The organism is Flavobacterium sp. GSP27 (assembly GCF_003970395.1).
In the GTDB taxonomy this organism is placed as follows: domain Bacteria; phylum Bacteroidota; class Bacteroidia; order Flavobacteriales; family Flavobacteriaceae; genus Flavobacterium.
Genome location: NZ_RYDP01000004.1, coordinates 246,286 through 263,965, shown reverse-complemented (window position 1 = coordinate 263,965; position 17,680 = coordinate 246,286). Strand labels below are relative to the sequence as shown.

The 17,680-nt window shown below is 36.6% G+C and carries 14 protein-coding genes; 7 read left to right on the top strand and 7 right to left on the bottom strand.

Features of this window, described 5'->3' with window-relative positions; genetic code table 11:
* Positions 1 to 114 precede the first annotated feature (114 nt).
* The 3 genes from EKM05_RS05775 to metG form a co-directional block, all read right to left on the bottom strand.
* On the bottom strand, positions 115 to 1,371 hold the full coding sequence (locus tag EKM05_RS05775) for an OmpA family protein (RefSeq protein ID WP_126554072.1): 1,257 nt from the start codon (positions 1,369 to 1,371) through the stop codon (positions 115 to 117).
* Positions 1,372 to 1,655: 284 nt separating this feature from the next.
* A complete protein-coding gene (locus tag EKM05_RS05770; protein ID WP_126457686.1) occupies positions 1,656 to 2,348 on the bottom strand; it encodes an HAD family hydrolase in 693 nt (230 codons plus the stop codon).
* A gap of 206 nt (positions 2,349 to 2,554) precedes the next feature.
* The gene (metG, locus tag EKM05_RS05765; protein ID WP_126554070.1) at positions 2,555 to 4,615 is read right to left on the bottom strand and encodes a methionine--tRNA ligase; all 2,061 of its coding nucleotides are present in this window, start codon (positions 4,613 to 4,615) and stop codon (positions 2,555 to 2,557) included.
* Between the two features lie 385 nt (positions 4,616 to 5,000).
* Here metG and EKM05_RS05760 point away from each other — a divergent pair, with 385 nt between their 5' ends.
* Positions 5,001 to 6,548, top strand: coding sequence for an aldehyde dehydrogenase family protein (locus tag EKM05_RS05760; protein WP_126554068.1), 1,548 nt, complete (start codon positions 5,001 to 5,003; stop codon positions 6,546 to 6,548).
* Between the two features lie 295 nt (positions 6,549 to 6,843).
* Here EKM05_RS05760 and EKM05_RS05755 read toward each other — a convergent pair whose 3' ends face one another.
* The 4 genes from EKM05_RS05755 to EKM05_RS05740 all read right to left on the bottom strand — a co-directional run bounded on the left by EKM05_RS05755 (position 6,844) and on the right by EKM05_RS05740 (position 10,904).
* Positions 6,844 to 7,569, bottom strand: a complete 726-nt coding sequence (locus EKM05_RS05755) for a metallophosphoesterase family protein (RefSeq protein ID WP_126457684.1) — start codon at positions 7,567 to 7,569, stop codon at positions 6,844 to 6,846.
* A gap of 274 nt (positions 7,570 to 7,843) precedes the next feature.
* The gene (locus tag EKM05_RS05750) at positions 7,844 to 8,983 is read right to left on the bottom strand and encodes an ATP-binding protein (protein ID WP_126457683.1); all 1,140 of its coding nucleotides are present in this window, start codon (positions 8,981 to 8,983) and stop codon (positions 7,844 to 7,846) included.
* 246 nt (positions 8,984 to 9,229) lie between these two features.
* The gene (locus EKM05_RS05745; RefSeq protein WP_126457682.1) at positions 9,230 to 9,982 is read right to left on the bottom strand and encodes an SDR family NAD(P)-dependent oxidoreductase; all 753 of its coding nucleotides are present in this window, start codon (positions 9,980 to 9,982) and stop codon (positions 9,230 to 9,232) included.
* Between the two features lie 49 nt (positions 9,983 to 10,031).
* On the bottom strand, positions 10,032 to 10,904 hold the full coding sequence (locus EKM05_RS05740) for an aldo/keto reductase family oxidoreductase (protein WP_126452142.1): 873 nt from the start codon (positions 10,902 to 10,904) through the stop codon (positions 10,032 to 10,034).
* A 212-nt stretch (positions 10,905 to 11,116) separates the two neighbouring features.
* On the opposite strand from EKM05_RS05740, the gene EKM05_RS05735 reads away from it, so the two are divergent.
* The 6 genes from EKM05_RS05735 to EKM05_RS05710 all read left to right on the top strand — a co-directional run bounded on the left by EKM05_RS05735 (position 11,117) and on the right by EKM05_RS05710 (position 17,666).
* On the top strand, positions 11,117 to 12,121 hold the full coding sequence (locus EKM05_RS05735) for a MoxR family ATPase (protein WP_126452140.1): 1,005 nt from the start codon (positions 11,117 to 11,119) through the stop codon (positions 12,119 to 12,121).
* Positions 12,122 to 12,201: 80 nt separating this feature from the next.
* Positions 12,202 to 13,065, top strand: a complete 864-nt coding sequence (locus EKM05_RS05730; RefSeq protein WP_126457681.1) for a DUF58 domain-containing protein — start codon at positions 12,202 to 12,204, stop codon at positions 13,063 to 13,065.
* Between the two features lie 17 nt (positions 13,066 to 13,082).
* Complete coding sequence (locus tag EKM05_RS05725; RefSeq protein WP_126554066.1) at positions 13,083 to 14,711, top strand: hypothetical protein; 1,629 nt, start codon at positions 13,083 to 13,085, stop codon at positions 14,709 to 14,711.
* Positions 14,711 to 15,712, top strand: a complete 1,002-nt coding sequence (locus EKM05_RS05720; RefSeq protein ID WP_126554064.1) for a VWA domain-containing protein — start codon at positions 14,711 to 14,713, stop codon at positions 15,710 to 15,712. Before EKM05_RS05725 ends, EKM05_RS05720 begins: the two co-directional genes overlap by 1 nt.
* 129 nt (positions 15,713 to 15,841) lie before the next feature.
* Entirely contained in the window at positions 15,842 to 16,873 is a 1,032-nt protein-coding gene (locus tag EKM05_RS05715; RefSeq protein WP_126554062.1) for a VWA domain-containing protein, read from the top strand.
* A 46-nt stretch (positions 16,874 to 16,919) separates the two neighbouring features.
* Complete coding sequence (locus EKM05_RS05710; RefSeq protein ID WP_126515349.1) at positions 16,920 to 17,666, top strand: tetratricopeptide repeat protein; 747 nt, start codon at positions 16,920 to 16,922, stop codon at positions 17,664 to 17,666.
* Positions 17,667 to 17,680: the final 14 nt, after the last annotated feature.

The window sequence follows — 17,680 nt, the reverse complement described above, 5'->3', positions numbered from 1 at the left end:
AATGAGCCCGATAAAATATCGAGCTCATTATTATCAAAATTAATTATAAATTTGTCTAAACTTTTGGGTGCAGTCTATTTTCCTTTAGGGCTTTTTTATAAGTAAGTATGAAGCTTATTTTACGGAGAACGTAACTCTTCTAACTAATTTTCTTGCATTTACTGAATTTTTATCTACAGAGGTATCTTCACCGTTTGCAACAACATTCAATCTTGATGCATCAATGTTAGCTTTTACCAATGTAGTTTTAACATGGTTAGCTCTTGCTGTAGATAATTTATCATTGTAAGCAGATCCTCCTAATTCATCAGCATGGCCAATAATGTCTACTGAAGCAGAAGGATTGTCTCTCAAGTATGTTAAAATAAAACTAGTAGCTTCTGTAGATACGTCAGTTGGTCTTGATTGATCAAAGTTAAAATAAACAGCAACATAACCACCATTAATTAAACTTTTGATCAATTCATTATCGTAAATAACAGTACTGTCACCTGTTTTGCTCGCATAATTTTTCATTATAAAAGCTTCTGTTTCATCAGGAACATTGTTGTTGTTTTTGTCAATTGATCTTCCTTTAGTATCCACCATTGCTCCTGCAGGAGTATTTTCTTCTTGATCTAAATAATTAGCTACGCCATCTCCATCCGTATCCAGCATTTTATTTTCGATAGCCATAAATCTTGTATCAATTGTATCAAATTTACCTTCGTGATCGATAACCCAGTCCGCATGTTTTTCGTTTTTACCTAAGTAAACTGTTAAACCTACTGTACCATTAAAAAGAATTCCTGAGAAACCTCTGGCATCACGAGTACTTGCACCATCAAAAGCGGCATCTTGCGCAGCATTAAGAATAGTTGTGAAATCTCCCGTTAGAGCAATTCTGTTTGATAGTTTAATTTGACCTGTAACACCGGCCATAAAGTTACCCATTCTGTCTTTCAACGCCGAATTTTGGTCTTCTAATTGTGCTAAACCAAAACCTGCATGACCCAATAAACCGAGAGTGTTTGTCCATGTTTCAAAATTCATGATTCTTCCTAAATTAGCGACGGCTTGAATATCTGCTCTGTAATATTTAGTGTCAAAATCAATTGAATTGTTTTTGCCTTGGAAGCTGTTGTATCCAATGTCAGCCTTTAAACCAAATTTGTTGTTGAACATATATCGAACTCCAAGATCAGCAACAAAAGGACTAGGTGTAGAGGTGAAATAACCAGCAGTCATTGGTCTTTGTGTTTTATTAACACCACCTGCTAATTCAACAGACCATTTGTTGTAATCGTTTTCAGTATTTTTCTGAGGTTCTGTTTGAGCGCTTAAAGTTGTAATCGCTGAAGCAAAAACTAACGTAAGTATGATTTTTTTCATCATATAAAAATTTAAAGTTTTTACAAACCTACAGTACAAAAATGGAGGATAGCCGGTAAAGAGTAAATTATATAAGGATTCGTTCCAATTGTAATAAACAATGTACTAAAACGGGCATTTTTTGAATGTTTTAAAGCGTTTTTGATAGCTCAAAATAGGTATTTATATGCTGAATTTGTGTCTTTTTTACTTAAAAAAGAGGTTTAAAGGGGCTAAATTTAAGACAGAACAGATCCGACAAATGCACTCGCATACTCTAATTTTAGCCAATTGGATTGGTGGATTTATCGTAATTCCAATCGTTTTAAAACGTCTGTTATTTTTTTGAAAGCAATGAAATTTTCGTGTTCTATTTTATGGTCAATTTTTTCATGTGCCCAAGTGGTATGAAACGGAATGTGAACGGCATGTCCGCCAATGGCTAAAACCGGAAGTATATCTGATTTTAAGGAATTGCCAATCATAAAAAATTCCGAAGGTTGTATTTCCAATCGTTTGATGAGATCGGAATAATCTTTTTCCTGTTTGTCTGACATCACTTCTATATGGTGAAAATAATGTCCCAAACCAGAATTGTGCAATTTTCGGCGTTGGTCTAATAAATCGCCTTTGGTAGCTACAACCAATTTGTATTTTCCGTTCAATGCGTCTAAAGTTTCTTGAACACCATCCAATAAAACGATAGGTTTCTCCAGCAATTCTTTTCCATATTGAATAATTTTTTCGATTATTTCAATAGGAATGGTATTATTCGAAATATTCATCGCGGCTTCAATCATCGAAAGAATATAGCCTTTGATTCCGTAGCCGTATAATTTCAGATTGTCAATTTCGACCTTGAAAAGTTCTTTAGAAATTCCCTGATGCGATAAATAATCTTCCATCAAACCGCAGAATTTTTTCTCCGTTTCATCAAAATAGGTTTCGTTGATCCATAAGGTATCATCGGCATCGAAGGCAATTACTTTTAAGCTCATATTTTTTTATTTACCGCGAATTCGCTAATTAAGTAAGTCGAAAGTTTAAAAGTCGTAAAGTCAAAAGAATTAACTTTAAGTAAAACAGCTTAAAATCAGATTGTTACATAATTTCATCCTGATTTTAAAATACGACATTATACCATGGTTATTACTTAATATATTTAAGATTACATATTAATTAGCAAATTTGCGGTTGTTTTTTCTTAATTTATAGTCTCTCCATTGGCAATGCCATCGGTATCCGGATTTACAAAAACCAGTTTCCCTTCGGCATTAGTGGTCATCAATATCATGCCCTGACTTTCTACGCCACGAAGGTTTCTTGGAGCCAAATTCACTAAAACAGTAACTTTTTTCCCTATTATATCTTCGGGCTTAAAACTCTCCGCAATTCCTGAAACAATGGTGCGCACGTCAATTCCAGTATCTATTTTCAAAATCAAAAGCTTGTTCGCTTTCGGCATTTTTTCGGCTTCCAGAATTGTTCCTGTACGGATATCCATTTTGGTAAAATCCTCAAATTGAATTGTTTCTTTCTGTGGTTCGGCTACTTTATTCTCTGCTTTGTTAGCCGTTTTAGTCGCCTCTAATTTGTCAATTTGTTTCTGTATTTCCTCGTCTTCAATTTTGGCAAACAATAATTCCGCTTCTCCAATTTGGTGACCAGCTGGAATCAAATCAGAGTTTTGAGCAACAGTATTCCAATTCAAAGGACTTTTTATTTTTAGAATTCTTGATAATTTTGTAGCTGTAAACGGCAAGAAGGGTTCGCAAAGTGAACTCAACGCAGCCGCAATTTGCAACGCAACGTACATTTGTGTCTGCACGCGCTCCGGATTGTCTTTGATTACTTTCCAGGGTTCTTCGTCGGCTAAATATTTATTTCCTAAACGAGCCACATTCATCAACTCGCTCAACGCTTCCCGGAATCTGTAACGCTCCAGAGAACTTGAAATCACCGCTGGATACGCTTTTAATTCCGTCAAAGTAGCTTCGTCCACTTCCGAAAGTTTATTTGGAGTAGGTACAATTCCGTTGTAATATTTATTGGTTAAAACTACCACGCGATTAATGAAATTTCCGTAAATCGCCACCAATTCATTATTGTTTCTCGCCTGAAAATCTTTCCAGGTAAAATCATTGTCTTTTGTTTCCGGTGCATTTGAGGTCAACGCATAACGCAACACGTCTTGCTGATTCGGGAATTCTTCCAAATATTCGTGCAGCCAAACCGCCCAGTTTTTTGAAGTCGATAATTTATTTCCTTCCAAATTTAAGAACTCATTTGCAGGCACATTGTCCGGCAAAATATAACTTCCTTCGGCTTTCAACATCGCCGGAAAAATAATGCAATGGAAAACAATATTGTCTTTCCCTATGAAGTGAACCAGTTTTGTATCCTGATCTTTCCAGTACGGTTCCCAATCTTTTCCTTCGCGCAAAGCCCATTCTTTTGTAGAAGAAATGTAGCCAATAGGCGCATCAAACCACACGTATAATTTTTTTCCTTCGGCACCTTCAACAGGAACGTCAATTCCCCAGTCCAAGTCACGAGTTACTGCACGAGGCTCTAAACCACCGTCAATCCATGATTTTACTTGTCCGTAAACATTCGGTTTCCAGTCGTTTTTATGTCCAACAAGAATCCATTCTTTCAGGAAATCTTCATAACGATCCAAAGGCAAAAACCAGTGTTTCGTTGCTTTCATAATTGGCGTTTCGCCTGTAATGGTCGATTTTGGATTAATCAAATCCGTAGCATTCAACGTAGAGCCACATTTTTCGCATTGATCGCCGTAGGCTTCTTCGTTGCCACATTTTGGACACGTTCCCACCACAAAACGGTCTGCCAAAAATTGATCCGCTTTTGCATCATACAATTGCTCGGTCACTTCCTCAATAAAATCACCTTTATCATACAGCTTTCTAAAAAATTCCGAAGCGGTATCATGATGGATTTTAGCCGAAGTTCTGGAATAATTATCAAATGAAATTCCAAAATCAGAGAATGATTTACGTATAATTCCGTCATATTTATCGATTACTTCCTGTGGTGTAATACCTTCTTTTTTAGCTTTCATCGAAATCGCCACGCCGTGCTCGTCACTTCCGCAAACAAACAAAACGTCTCTTCCCTGCAATCTTAAATATCTGGAATATATGTCCGAAGGTACGTAGACACCCGCCAAATGGCCAATGTGAATTGGGCCGTTCGTATAAGGCAATGCCGCTGTAATTGTATATCTTTTTGGATTCTGTATCATGATTCTATTTTATTGAGCACAAAAATAAGCAATCCAATTTTTATTTGGAGCTATTTCCCACTATCCCTTGCAAATATATTCACGGAACGTCGCAGGAAATAAAAGTTAAGATAAGTAATTGTTCTGTTTTTAAGATAAAATAGAATAGATTTACAACTATAGGGGATTAAAACTATAGTGTGTATCCGATTTTATTTTGCCTACCGATAACAAGGAACCTCAAAAGAAGATCATTTGGATAGAATTCTGAGATCTATAAAAGGGTTTGTTTTATAAAAAACAGATTTTGGATCCAAAGAACAAAATAAAAGTAGCAATGTTTAGTATTTGACGTTAAATCAATATATTTGTAAATAATATAACAATTTTTAATAAAAAAGTTACAATGATAACAATAGCAGATCAATTCGGAATCAAAGACGCCCTAAAGCAATTAGGGATTGAGGAGGTAAATGAAGGAACATCAACAGGAGCAGCTAATTTTGCCAATGGAAAAATCATCGAAAGTTATTCACCAGCAGATGGGACTTTAATTGGAAAAGTAAAAACGTCTTCTAAGGAAGACTATGAAAAAGCAATGCAAAAAGCTTCGGAAGCATTTTTAGAATGGCGTATGGTTCCAGCTCCTAAAAGAGGGGATATCGTTCGCCAGATGGGAGATGAATTAAGAAAATTCAAAGAGCCTTTAGGAAAACTAGTTTCTTATGAAATGGGAAAAAGTCTTCAAGAAGGATATGGCGAAGTACAGGAAATGATTGATATCTGTGATTTTGCGGTGGGATTATCCCGTCAATTGTACGGATTAACCATGCACTCTGAAAGACCTTTGCACCGGATGTATGAGCAATACCATCCAATAGGAACGGTTGGAATCATTTCAGCGTTTAACTTTCCGGTAGCAGTTTGGAGTTGGAACGCTATGATTGCTTGGGTTTGCGGTGATGTTGCCATCTGGAAGCCAAGTTCAAAAGTACCTTTATGTGGAATTGCTTGTCAGAACATCATTAAAACAGTGTTAAAAAGGAATAACGTTCCTGAAGGCGTTAGTTGTTTAGTAACAGGAAATGAATCCGGAGACTTAATCAATAATGATAAGAGAATTTCGCTGGTTTCTTTTACAGGTTCTACTAGAATAGGTCGTCACGTATCAAAAACTGTTGCCGAACGTTTTGGAAATACTATCCTTGAATTAGGAGGGAACAATGCTATTATCGTTTCGGAACACTCGGATATCAGTATGGTATTAGTCGGAGCGGTTTTTGGAGCGGTAGGAACAGCAGGACAGCGTTGTACCTCAACCAGACGTTTAATCATTCACGAAAGTGTATATGACAAAACGATCAGCGTGTTGAAAAATGCGTACGGTCAATTGCAAATAGGAAATCCATTGGATGAGAATAATCACGTAGGACCGCTGATCGATAAAGGTGCTGTTCAGGAATATTTGAATGCGATTGAAAGCGCTAAAAAAGAAGGTGGAAAAATTATTGTTGAAGGTGGTTTGGTTGAAGGAGAAGGATATGAAAGTGGTTGTTATGTAAGACCATGTATCATTGAAGCTGAAAACCATTTTAACATTGTGCAAACAGAAACTTTTGCTCCTATTTTATATGTAATGAAATACAGCACGATTGAAGAAGCGATTGCGTTGCAAAACGGAGTTCCACAAGGACTTTCTTCTTCGATTTTTACAAACAGCATGAGAGAAATGGAATTGTTCCTTTCTCAATCGGGTTCCGATTGTGGAATTGCCAACGTAAATATTGGTACTTCAGGAGCTGAAATTGGTGGTGCTTTTGGAGGGGAAAAAGAAACTGGCGGCGGACGTGAATCGGGTTCTGATGCATGGAAAGCCTACATGAGAAGACAAACTAATACTATCAATTACGGAACCCAATTGCCATTGGCACAAGGAATAAAATTTGATTTGTAACCCCAAAATAGAATTAACTAAAAAAGGCAATTTGAATATTTCAAATTGCCTTTTTTAGTATTACAAATTCCTTGTAAACTTATTAAAAAACACGCACAATAATCTTTGTGATGTAATCTAACCCGTCATACACATCGAAAAAAACAAACCCTTTTCTACAGCAATAATAAAATCCAAAGTGCCCAGACAAATATATTTGACTTAGACGATTTTTTTTTGTTTTTTAAAGCTTGTGCAAGTGTTAATGTGGCAGTAATAGATCACTTTTAAACACAGGTTTAAAAAAATAGGATATCTAATTTCTTCCTTTTTCGTCAAAATACAATTGGTTCAAAGGTTCACTTTGCCAAAACTCCTTGGTGTCAACATCCATAATAGTCAATGGTCCTTTGAAGGCTGCTCCGGTATCCACATTCCAAACATTTGCCTTTTGAACGGGAGTCGTTTCACCTATTCGGGTGACAGGCGTGTGACCAATATAGATTTCATTATATAAAGTAAAGCGTTTTGGGTAAAACGCATGGTCGGTTTTCATTGTCGTGTCTAATGCCAAGGCCGTTTCCCATAAGGTTCTGTCCCAATAGAAAAGCCCGGGAAAATATTCAAAGTCAACACCATTCATATTCGTAAAACCGGCATGGACAAAAAGCCGTTGTTGCTCGTCCAGATGAAAATTTTCTAATGATTTCAGGAATTCAATGTGTTTTTTCTTGGTTTCTAAGCCAACCGTTTCGTAGGCTAAAACAGTTGCTTCTCCACCATGTTTGTGCCAAAGCAGATTGTCTTTGCTTTCGCCGAGCCATTCCAGCAATAAATCATCATGGTTTCCGCGGATGCAAATGCAGTTTTGTTTGGTTTTTAAATCAATGATAAAATCAAGTACCTGAGGAGATTGACTCCAGCCATCGACGTAATCTCCCAGAAAAATCAGGGTGTCGTTTTTAGTAACGTTGGCTCTTTCCATAATTTGGTGTAATGCTCGCAAACCACCGTGGATATCGCCTATAACAAGTGTTCTCATGTACGGGTTGTTCATTTATTAGTCTAAAAACAGCAAGAAATACGAGCTGTCTTTCAAGGTATAAAATTAAGTAAAAGAGTGGTGAAGTACTACTTTTTAACTTATTTTTTTAACTAAAGTTAAAGGAGCTCTTTTTTAAAAATTCTGATTTTTATAGCAAATAACAGGGCTAAATTCCTCAAATCTCATTTTAAAGTAAAACTTGAAATATCACTGCTTTACGGGCTTATTTTACTTTTCAGGACATTTTAAAAACAAATAAATCAACAAAAAATTACTGCACATCATATTTCATCTTTCTCAAAATTCGCAACGCTTCCTTGAACGATAAATACACGTGGTTGAAAGGTTTCAACAGTACTTTGGCATCTATTAGCTTTTGTTTGGCTTCTTCAAAACCGTTGAGGTAGCAAATCATAAATGTTGAGGGTAAATTCTCTAAATCTTTTTCTTCTCGTTTGCTTAATGAAAGTCCTTTTTGGAGTTTGTTCAGCAAAGTAATATTGGCATTATAAATATGGAACAGCATTTTCTTGTTGAATTCCGGTGGTTGAAAAAGCATCTCTCTCTCAATTTTATAATAGCCATTGTCGTGAAAATGAATCGTTTGTTTTTCTAAAGGATAATAACTCGTTTTATCATTCAGACCCAAAGGAACATACTCAATAATGGTAAAAGTATCTTCGTCAAAAGTGATTTCGACCACATCCTGAGCCGAATAAAACAGCTTGATTTGTTCGTTGATCAATTCAATATCCACGCGGGATAAATACGTTTTATCACGGGATTTTTTTGCAATTCCTGCCCAGCAAATCACAAATAACTCCTTGAATACTTTATACTTTGGCGACATGTCTTTGTGGCGTAAATTCATAAAATCAATCACGCCATCAAGTGTGTATTCAATGCTGTTTCGGGAGTTGTTTTCAATGCCAATTACGGTTTCCGTATTCTGATAATTCTTTTCAATTTCGCCTTCAACCGGTGTCGTGTTGCTGCCTCTTCGGATAAAAATACTGTTGGCAGGAATCGTGTGAATTCCTTTTTTGAAATAGGAGGTGTTGCTTTTTGGCTTGATTGTTACCAGTCCGATAACCTTGTCCTTTGGTAGATTTGGAAAAGGTATATTTTCATATTGAATTTTGGGTGGATTCTCCAGATAGGCATTCACTAAATTCTGAATCCGACTGTCATCAAAAAAATCATCCCCCACAATAGTATTGTCTTGGTCTTCAACCCCCACTACAATATAGGAGTTATTCATAGGGTTTGAATTGGACAGCGCGCAAATGTGTTTGAGAAACTTGGCTTTTCCTTCCCGTGTATGCAAATTTAACTGGCGCTTTTTGTCATAAAAACTACTTTCATCATTGTGAGCAAGCAGGTTTTTAATAAGAATGCGTTTGTTGATCATTGGTACTGTTTATTATGTATTTTTATTTTTCAGTGTTGTTAAAGACATATTTGTTGATCCTATTTTGATCCTTTTCTATCAGAATATTTTAATAAACTACCGCTAATTCGCAGATTTTAAAATTAATTAGAAAATCTGCGAATTAGCGGTTGCATTTTTAACTGTTGCATTTTTTGTTTATTCCCTTTTATAAATATAATGATAACTCGATATATTGTAGTTTTTTATACTAAATAATGGAGATAATCAATTCCTTTTTAAAATAGTGGCAGCGGCTTGTGCGGTTGGCAACACCATCAAATCGGCAATATTTACATGGTACGGTCTGGAAACTACAAAGTGAATAATGTCAGCAATGTCTTCAGGATGTAATGGCTCAAAACCTTTGTATACATTGGCGGCTCTGTCTGTATCGCCTTTGAAACGCACTTCACTGAATTCTGTTTCCACGGCACCGGGATGAATGGCTCCCACCCGGATTCCATAAGGATTCAAGTCCATTCGCATAGCTTGGTTTAAGGCATCAACAGCATGTTTGGAAGCACAATAGACGTTTCCGTTAGGGTATACTTCTTTTCCGGCTATGGACCCAATGTTGATAATATGACCTGATTTTCGTTCGATCATTTGTGGGATTATGGCTTTTGAGACATACAAAAGTCCTTTTACATTGATGTCAATCATGGCATCCCAGTCGTCTAAATCTCCTTTTTGAATGGGGTCTAAACCATGTGCATTTCCGGCATTATTAATCAAAACATCAATTGTAGCAAAGACTTCCGGAATAGAATTGATGCTTTCGAAAACCGCTTTTTTATCTCGAACGTCAAAAGACAACGTATGCACTTTGGTAAATGCTGAAAGCTCCTTTTTGAGTTCAGTCAATCGGTCCTCACGGCGTCCGCAAAGAATAATCTGATAGTTATTTTTAGCTAATATTTGTGCTGTTGCTTTACCAATTCCGCTGGTGGCTCCGGTCACTAAGGCTGTTTTAGTCATGAAATTTTTTTCTTTTTTGATTCTAAAGTTGTTGAGTTGAATAGGGATTCTAGGCTACATTTGTTCCCATACTTGCTGCCCAAATGGCAAACCAATCTTCTTTGTCTAATTCTAACTCGACGGCTTTCATCAAGGATTGGATTCGGGCTACATTTACCGTTCCGGCAATAGGAATTACTTGAGCAGGGTGTTTTAAAATCCAGGACAGCAAAATTGAGTCGGAACCTAAATGGTATTTAGAAACTAAGGTCGCCAATAATTTTTTTAAGCGATGGGTTTGCGGAATATCTTTTCTGAAAACAGATCCAAGTGGATTCCAAGACATAGGCCGAATGTTATTGGCCTGCATATAATCAAAACTTCCATCCACCATCGGTTCGAAATTAGTGGCCGAAAATTGGACTTGATTGTACAATACTTCTGTTTTTTGACCAATTAATTCGGTTTGTGTAGAAGTGAAATTAGAAACTCCAAAATCGATGATCTTCCCTTCTGATTTTAGCTTCAAAACGGCTTCGGCAATTTCATCCGGCTGCATCAAAGGACTGGGTCTGTGTAGTAAAAGCACGTCTAAATAATCGGTATGCAGGTTTTTTAAGGAGTTTTCAACGGACCAGATGATGTACTCTTTTGAATATTCATAATGTTTGATCGTATTGTTCCGGTTTTCGGTCACCATTTGGATCCCGCATTTGGATATCAATTGCATTTTTTCCCGGTCAATACTGCTGGCTGCGAATGCTTTTCCAAAATCAGACTCGGTGGTGTAATCTCCGTAGATATCAGCATGGTCAAAAGTGGTGATTTTATTTTCTAAACACACATTAATCATGTTTTCCATTTCTTTGGTATTGAGATTTTTATCCCAAATCCCCCAGTTCATGACGCCTGCTACAATGGGTGATAATTTAGTTTTATTCATGTTTTTTATTTTTTATTAAAATGCGTAAATCTTCAAATTCGAAATATATTTTTCAAAGTTCTTAAAAATATAAAAATTGTATCATAATTCGGCCTTAAAATTAAGTCTTTTGTCGAAGTTTTAACCATTTTTTAACATCTTACTTCTAAAAAAAAATTCAATTTGCACCTTCAAAACGACGGCATTAAATTCAAGGTTTTAAAAATAATAAAATGGAAGAAAATACAGCGGCTTTAGACATCAGAGCAATCAATGAAAAAATTGAAAGAGAGAGTGCTTTTATAGACCTTCTCACAATGGAAATGAACAAGGTTATTGTAGGTCAAAAGCACATGGTGGAGCGTTTGTTGATTGGACTTTTGGGTCAGGGTCATATTTTATTAGAAGGAGTTCCCGGATTAGCAAAAACATTAGCGATCAATACGCTTTCACAAGCCGTACATGGTTCTTTCAGCAGAATACAATTTACGCCGGATTTATTGCCTGCGGATGTTGTGGGAACAATGATTTACAATATTAAGCAAAATGAGTTTTCGATAAAAAAAGGACCAATTTTTGCTAATTTCGTCCTTGCGGATGAGATAAATCGTGCACCTGCCAAAGTACAATCCGCCTTACTGGAAGCCATGCAGGAAAAGCAAGTAACTATTGGAGACACTACTTTCAAACTAGACCGTCCATTCTTGGTTTTGGCTACTCAAAATCCTATTGAACAAGAAGGAACGTACCAATTGCCTGAAGCCCAGGTGGATCGTTTTATGTTGAAAACGGTTATTGATTACCCAAAAATGGAAGACGAACGTTTGATTGTTCGCCAGAACCTGAAAGGGAGTTATGAAAAAGTTAATCCAGTAGTTTCAGTAGAGCAAATCTTGCGCGCACAGGAAGCCGTTCGGGAAGTATACATGGATGAAAAAATAGAGAAATACATTCTGGATATCGTTTTTGCTACACGGTACCCGGAGAAATACAAATTGGCTGATTTGAAACCGTTAATCAGTTTTGGAGCATCTCCTCGAGGAAGCATCAATTTAGCAAATGCTGCAAAATGTTACGCTTTTATCAAACGTCGCGGTTATGTAATTCCAGAAGATGTTCGGGCGGTAGTGCATGATGTATTGCGTCACAGAATTGGTGTTACCTACGAAGCAGAAGCCGAAAACATTACTTCGGTTGATATTATTAACAAAATTGTAAACGAAATAGAAGTACCATAAAAGTGAATAGTAAAAAGTGAATAGTAATTAGCCTTTTTTGGTTGCTACTCACCACTCACTTCTCACTAATTACCAAAGAAATGGATACAAAAGACCTCTTAAAAAAAGTACGAAAAATAGAAATCAAAACCCGAAGATTGAGCGATCACATCTTTTCGGGGGAATACCACACATCTTTTAAAGGGCGCGGAATGACGTTCAGCGAGGTGCGTCAATACCAGTTTGGAGATGATATTCGTGCTATTGATTGGAATGTTACGGCGCGATACAATGAAGCGCACGTAAAAGTGTTTGAGGAAGAACGGGAATTGACCATGATGTTGATGGTGGATATATCAGGATCAGAAAGTTTTGGTTCGAAAAATCAATTCAAGAAAGATATTGTTACGGAGATTGCGGCAACAATGGCTTTTTCAGCCACACAAAACAATGATAAAATAGGTTTAATTTTGTTTTCTGACGCAATCGAATTGTATATTCCGCCAAAAAAGGGAAGATCGCATGTATTGCGCATCATCAGGGAATTGATCGAATTTCAGCCTAAAAGCCGTAAAACAGATCTTGCCCAAGCCTTAAAATTTTTATCGGGAACCCAGAAAAAGAAAGCTATTGTGTTTGTAATTTCTGATTTCATGTCGGAAGAGTATGAACATACATTAAAAATAGCCTCTAAAAAACACGATATAACTGGGATTCGCGTGTACGACATTCGGGAAGAAAAAATGCCGAATTTAGGGATGGTTTCTATGCTTGATGCCGAAACCGGAGCAATTGAATTGATAAATACCAGCTCGAAAGCAGTGCGAATGAATTATGAAAAACAGTACCATAATAAAGTAACCTATTTTAAAGAAACATTCAGTAAATCAGGTTCAGGTGTGGTAAACACAAGAGTTGATGAAAGTTATGTGACTAAATTGCTGAGTTATTTTAAATCGAGATAAGGGTTCAATAATAAAAGATGAAAAAACAATTATACCTACTATTGCTGCTTTCTACGGCTGTTTTTGCACAACAAAAGCAAGTAGTCACAAGTATTGATACAATTAAAAATAAAATTGGTGCCGAATTTAAATTATCTATAAAAACTACTGTTGATACTTCGTCTAAGGTCATTTTTCCAAACTTAAAAAACCTTGGCGCTTTAGAGGTGATTCAGTCGTATCCTATTGATACGGTCAAAATGGACGGCCGTTATGAATTAATCAAGAAATACGGGTTGACCCAATTTGATTCTGGCAGATATGTGGTTCCAAGTATCAAGATTTTTATCAACAGCAAGCCGTTTTTTACGGATTCGCTTTTGGTTGAGGTAGCGAATGTTCAAGTGGATACTTTGAAACAAAAAATGTACGACATCAAGGACATTGCTCCTGCGGATAATTCAATTGGGGATTGGTGGAAATACCTGCTGATTGTTGCTTTGATTGGTGGTATAGGAGCGTGTATTTATTGGTTTATTAAAAAACGACAAGAGAAAAAACTACACAAAGAAATTTATAAAACGCCTATAGAAAGAGCGACTAGTTTGCTAGATTCTTTGGAGAAAAAAGAACTTTGGCAAAAAGGAGAAGTCAAGGCCTATTACAGTGAATTGACTGATATTGCCCGAAATTATATTGAAGAAGCCATAGAAATTCCAGCTATGGAAAGTACTACATCAGAGCTGATTCTTGGACTTAGAGCGGCTTCTGTCAAAAAGAAAATGACGCTTTCGAAGGAAATTATCGATAATCTGGAGCGTGTTTTGAAACAAGCCGATTTAGTGAAATTTGCCAAATCGAAACCATTGGATTTTGAAATAACCGAAGACCGAAATAAAATTCAAAACGCAATTTTAACCCTGGACAGCTCCATTCCGCTGGAAGTTCCAGAAGCAGAAGAGATACTGTTGAATGAAGCACAAAGACAAAAACAAATTCAAATTCAGTTGCGCAAACAAAGAAATAAACGGATTCTTACGGCCAGCGCTATTGTACTTTTTTTATTGGCAGCGACCACCACTTTTTTTATTGTTACCAAAGGGTTTAGTTATGTGAAAGACAATATCATTGGTCATCCTACAAAAGAATTATTAGAAGGCGAATGGGTAAAAAGTGAATATGGAAATCCAGGAATTATCATAGAAACACCAAAAGTACTCAAGAGAATAGATCTGACTAAAACGCTTCCTAAAAATGGAATGGCATTGATTAAAGAGATGCAATCGTTTGTGTATGGTAGTGTTTTAGATCGTTGTTATGTGATGGTTTCTACGTTAAAATTCAAAGCAGAAACGCAAATTGATTTGGCTAAATCGATGGACGGGATATTGCAATCATTAGAATCCCAAGGAGCTCAAAATATGATTGTTAAACAAGAAGAATTTGAAACCAAAGAAGGGGTCAAAGGGATTAAAGCCTACGGCACTTTTTCCCAAGTTGATGGCGGTGATGCGACAGGTGTAAAAATGTACTATGAAGCAGTATTGTTCAGTCAGGAAGGTGGATTACAACAAATTTTACTTTTTCATGAAGAAGGAGATACCTATGGCAATGAAATCTCAGAACGAGTTTTGAACTCGGTCGAATTAAAACAAGCAAGTAAATAATGGATAAAATAACTTTTTTGAACCCAGAATTTTTTTGGCTGTTTCTACTGATTCCAGTTGTGATTGTCTGGTTGCTTTGGACAAAAAACGAACAGATCGCAACATTAAAAATTAGTTCTATAGCAGGATTTAAAGGCGCAGAGTCGTATTTGACAAAGTTAAAGCCACTGTTGAATGTATTACGGGTTTTAGCATTGTGTTCTTTAATTGTTGCCATGGCCAGGCCAAGAACGGTGGATGTAAGCAGTAGAACAAAAACAACTAAAGGAATTGATATTGTTATGGCAATAGATGTTTCTGGAAGTATGCTGGCCAAAGATTTGAAACCAAACCGAATGGAAGCATTGAAAAGAGTCGCAGCTGATTTTGTTGAAGAACGACCAAATGACAGAATAGGATTAGTGGTGTATGCCTCGGAAGCGTACACAAAAACACCGGTGACCAGCGATAAAGCAGTAATCCTAAATGCGATTAGCACTATAAAATACGATACTGTTTTGCAGGACGGAACCGGAATCGGGATGGGATTAGCCACTGCCGTAAACCGATTAAAAGACAGTAAAGCCAAAAGTAAAGTCATTATTCTTTTGACAGATGGTGTGAATAATGCTGGGTTCATTGAGCCGGAAACAGCCTCAGACATCGCCAAGCAATATGGAATAAAAGTATACACAGTAGGAATTGGAACTAACGGAATGGCCATGTTTCCCTATAAAATAGCACCTAATGGAACGTTTTTATTCCAAATGATGAAAGTGGAAATCGACGAACAATTAATGAAAAGTATTGCCAGAAAAACGGACGGAAAATATTTTAGAGCCACCAGCAATAGCAAGCTGGCCGAAATTTATGCCTCCATCAATAAACTGGAAACTACAGAAATAGAAGAATTAAAATTCTATGATTACGATGAAAAATTCAGGCCTTTTATATGGTTTGCCGGTTTTTTGTTGTTGCTGGAAGTAGGACTAAGGAATACAGTTTTTAAAAGCTTTATATAAAATCCCCACCCCAGCCCTCCCCGAAGGGAAGGGAGCACGAACTGGAATATTGGAATTAGAATGACCAAGTTTAGAATTTTGATTTAGGGTAAAAATCTAAGATCAAAATTCATAAATCTAAAATTAAAAATGGAATTAGACGAAAAAAAATATTTATACCTTCTTTTTATACTGCCTCTTTTAGTGTTGGTTTTTCTGGCCAATTTATATTGGAAAAGAAAGAAACAGCGCGAGTTTGGAGATTTAGAAATGGTAAAAAAATTAAGTCCGGAAAGTTCCGTTTTTAAGCCAGTATTAAAAATAGTCGTGCTGATTTTAGCTTTTCTTGGACTGATTTTTGCTTTGGTAAACCCAAAGATTGGCACCAAGATGGAAACCGTAAAACGGGAAGGGATTGACATTGTTTTTGCAATGGATGTTTCTAAAAGTATGCTGGCCGAAGATGTTGCGCCCAATCGATTGGACAAAAGCAAGCAAATTGTCTCACAAATCATCAACCAGTTAGGAAGCGATAGGATAGGTATTGTGGCGTATGCCGGAAGTGCTTTTCCGGTATTGCCCATCACTACGGATTACAGCGTTGCAAAAATGTTTTTGCAAAGCATGAATACTGATATGGTTTCCTCCGTAGGAACATCGTTCAACGAGGCAATCAAATTATCGTCAACCTATTTTGATGATAAAAAAACGAGTAAGTTATTGATCATGATTTCGGATGGTGAAGACCATAATGAAGGTGCTGAAGAAGCGGCTGAAGAAGCCAATAAGTTGGGAATTAAAATTATTACAATTGGTGTTGGAACTGAAAAAGGAGGTACAATCCCATTGAAAAGAAATGGAATTATTGAAGGTTTCAAGAAAGACAATAACAACCAAGTGGTTATAACGAAGTTGGTTCCAGAAAGTCTGACAGCGATTGCTAAAGCCACAAAAGGGGGTTATGTAAACGGAAATAATACCAAAGAAGTGCTTGAATATGTAAAAAATGCATTGAATAATATTCAGAAAACCGAATTTGAAGCGACGGAAATGGCGGATTTTCAATCGCAATTTCAATGGTTTTTGGGGTTTGCCTTCTTGCTGTTATTTGTGGATGTCTTTCTGTTGGAGAGAAAAACAAGCTGGGTTAAGAAATTGAATTTATTTAACGAAAATAAATAATTATTTCCTAAAGGTTCTTAACCTTCTGGATTTATAGATACAATAAATGAAAAGATTTAAAATTATCATAATTGCTTTTTTAATGATTGCTTTCTGCGGAACGGCCGGTTTGTACGCACAACAAAAAGACCGAATTTTGCCTAAAGCAAATGCAGAATATGCGGAAAACAAATTCGCAGAGGCAGAGGCTAATTACAGAATTTCGGATTCAAAATTCCCTAATAGTACCGCTGCGTCCTTCAATCTTGGAAATAGTATTTACAAGCAAAAGCAGTCTGGAGAAGCCAAATTTGCGTACGCCAAAGCATTTAAAAATTCAAAAACGAGACCTCAAAAACACAGAGCCCTGCATAATTTGGGAAACGTATTCATGAATGAAAAGGATTATACTCAGGCGGTAGAAGCGTATAAAAACGCCTTGCGAAATGACCCAACCGATGAGGAAACCCGTTATAATTTTGCTTTGGCCAAAAAAATGCTGAAAGACAATCCGCCAAAGGATGACAAGAAAAAAGACGACAAGAAAGATAAAGACAAGAAAGACGATAAAAAGGACGAGAAGAAAGACAAAAAAGAGGAAGATAAAAAAGACGATAAAGGCGATCAGGACAAAGATAAAAATGAGCCAAAACCCAATGAAAATGGGGAGCCAAAACCAGCACCTGGAGGTATCTCCAAACAACGTCTGGAAAATTTACTAGATGCTGTAAATAGAGAAGAAAAGAAGGTTCAGGATAAGGTGAATGCCCAGAAAGTAAAAGGAAAACCAGTTAAAACGGAGAAGGATTGGTAATTCAATTAGACAGT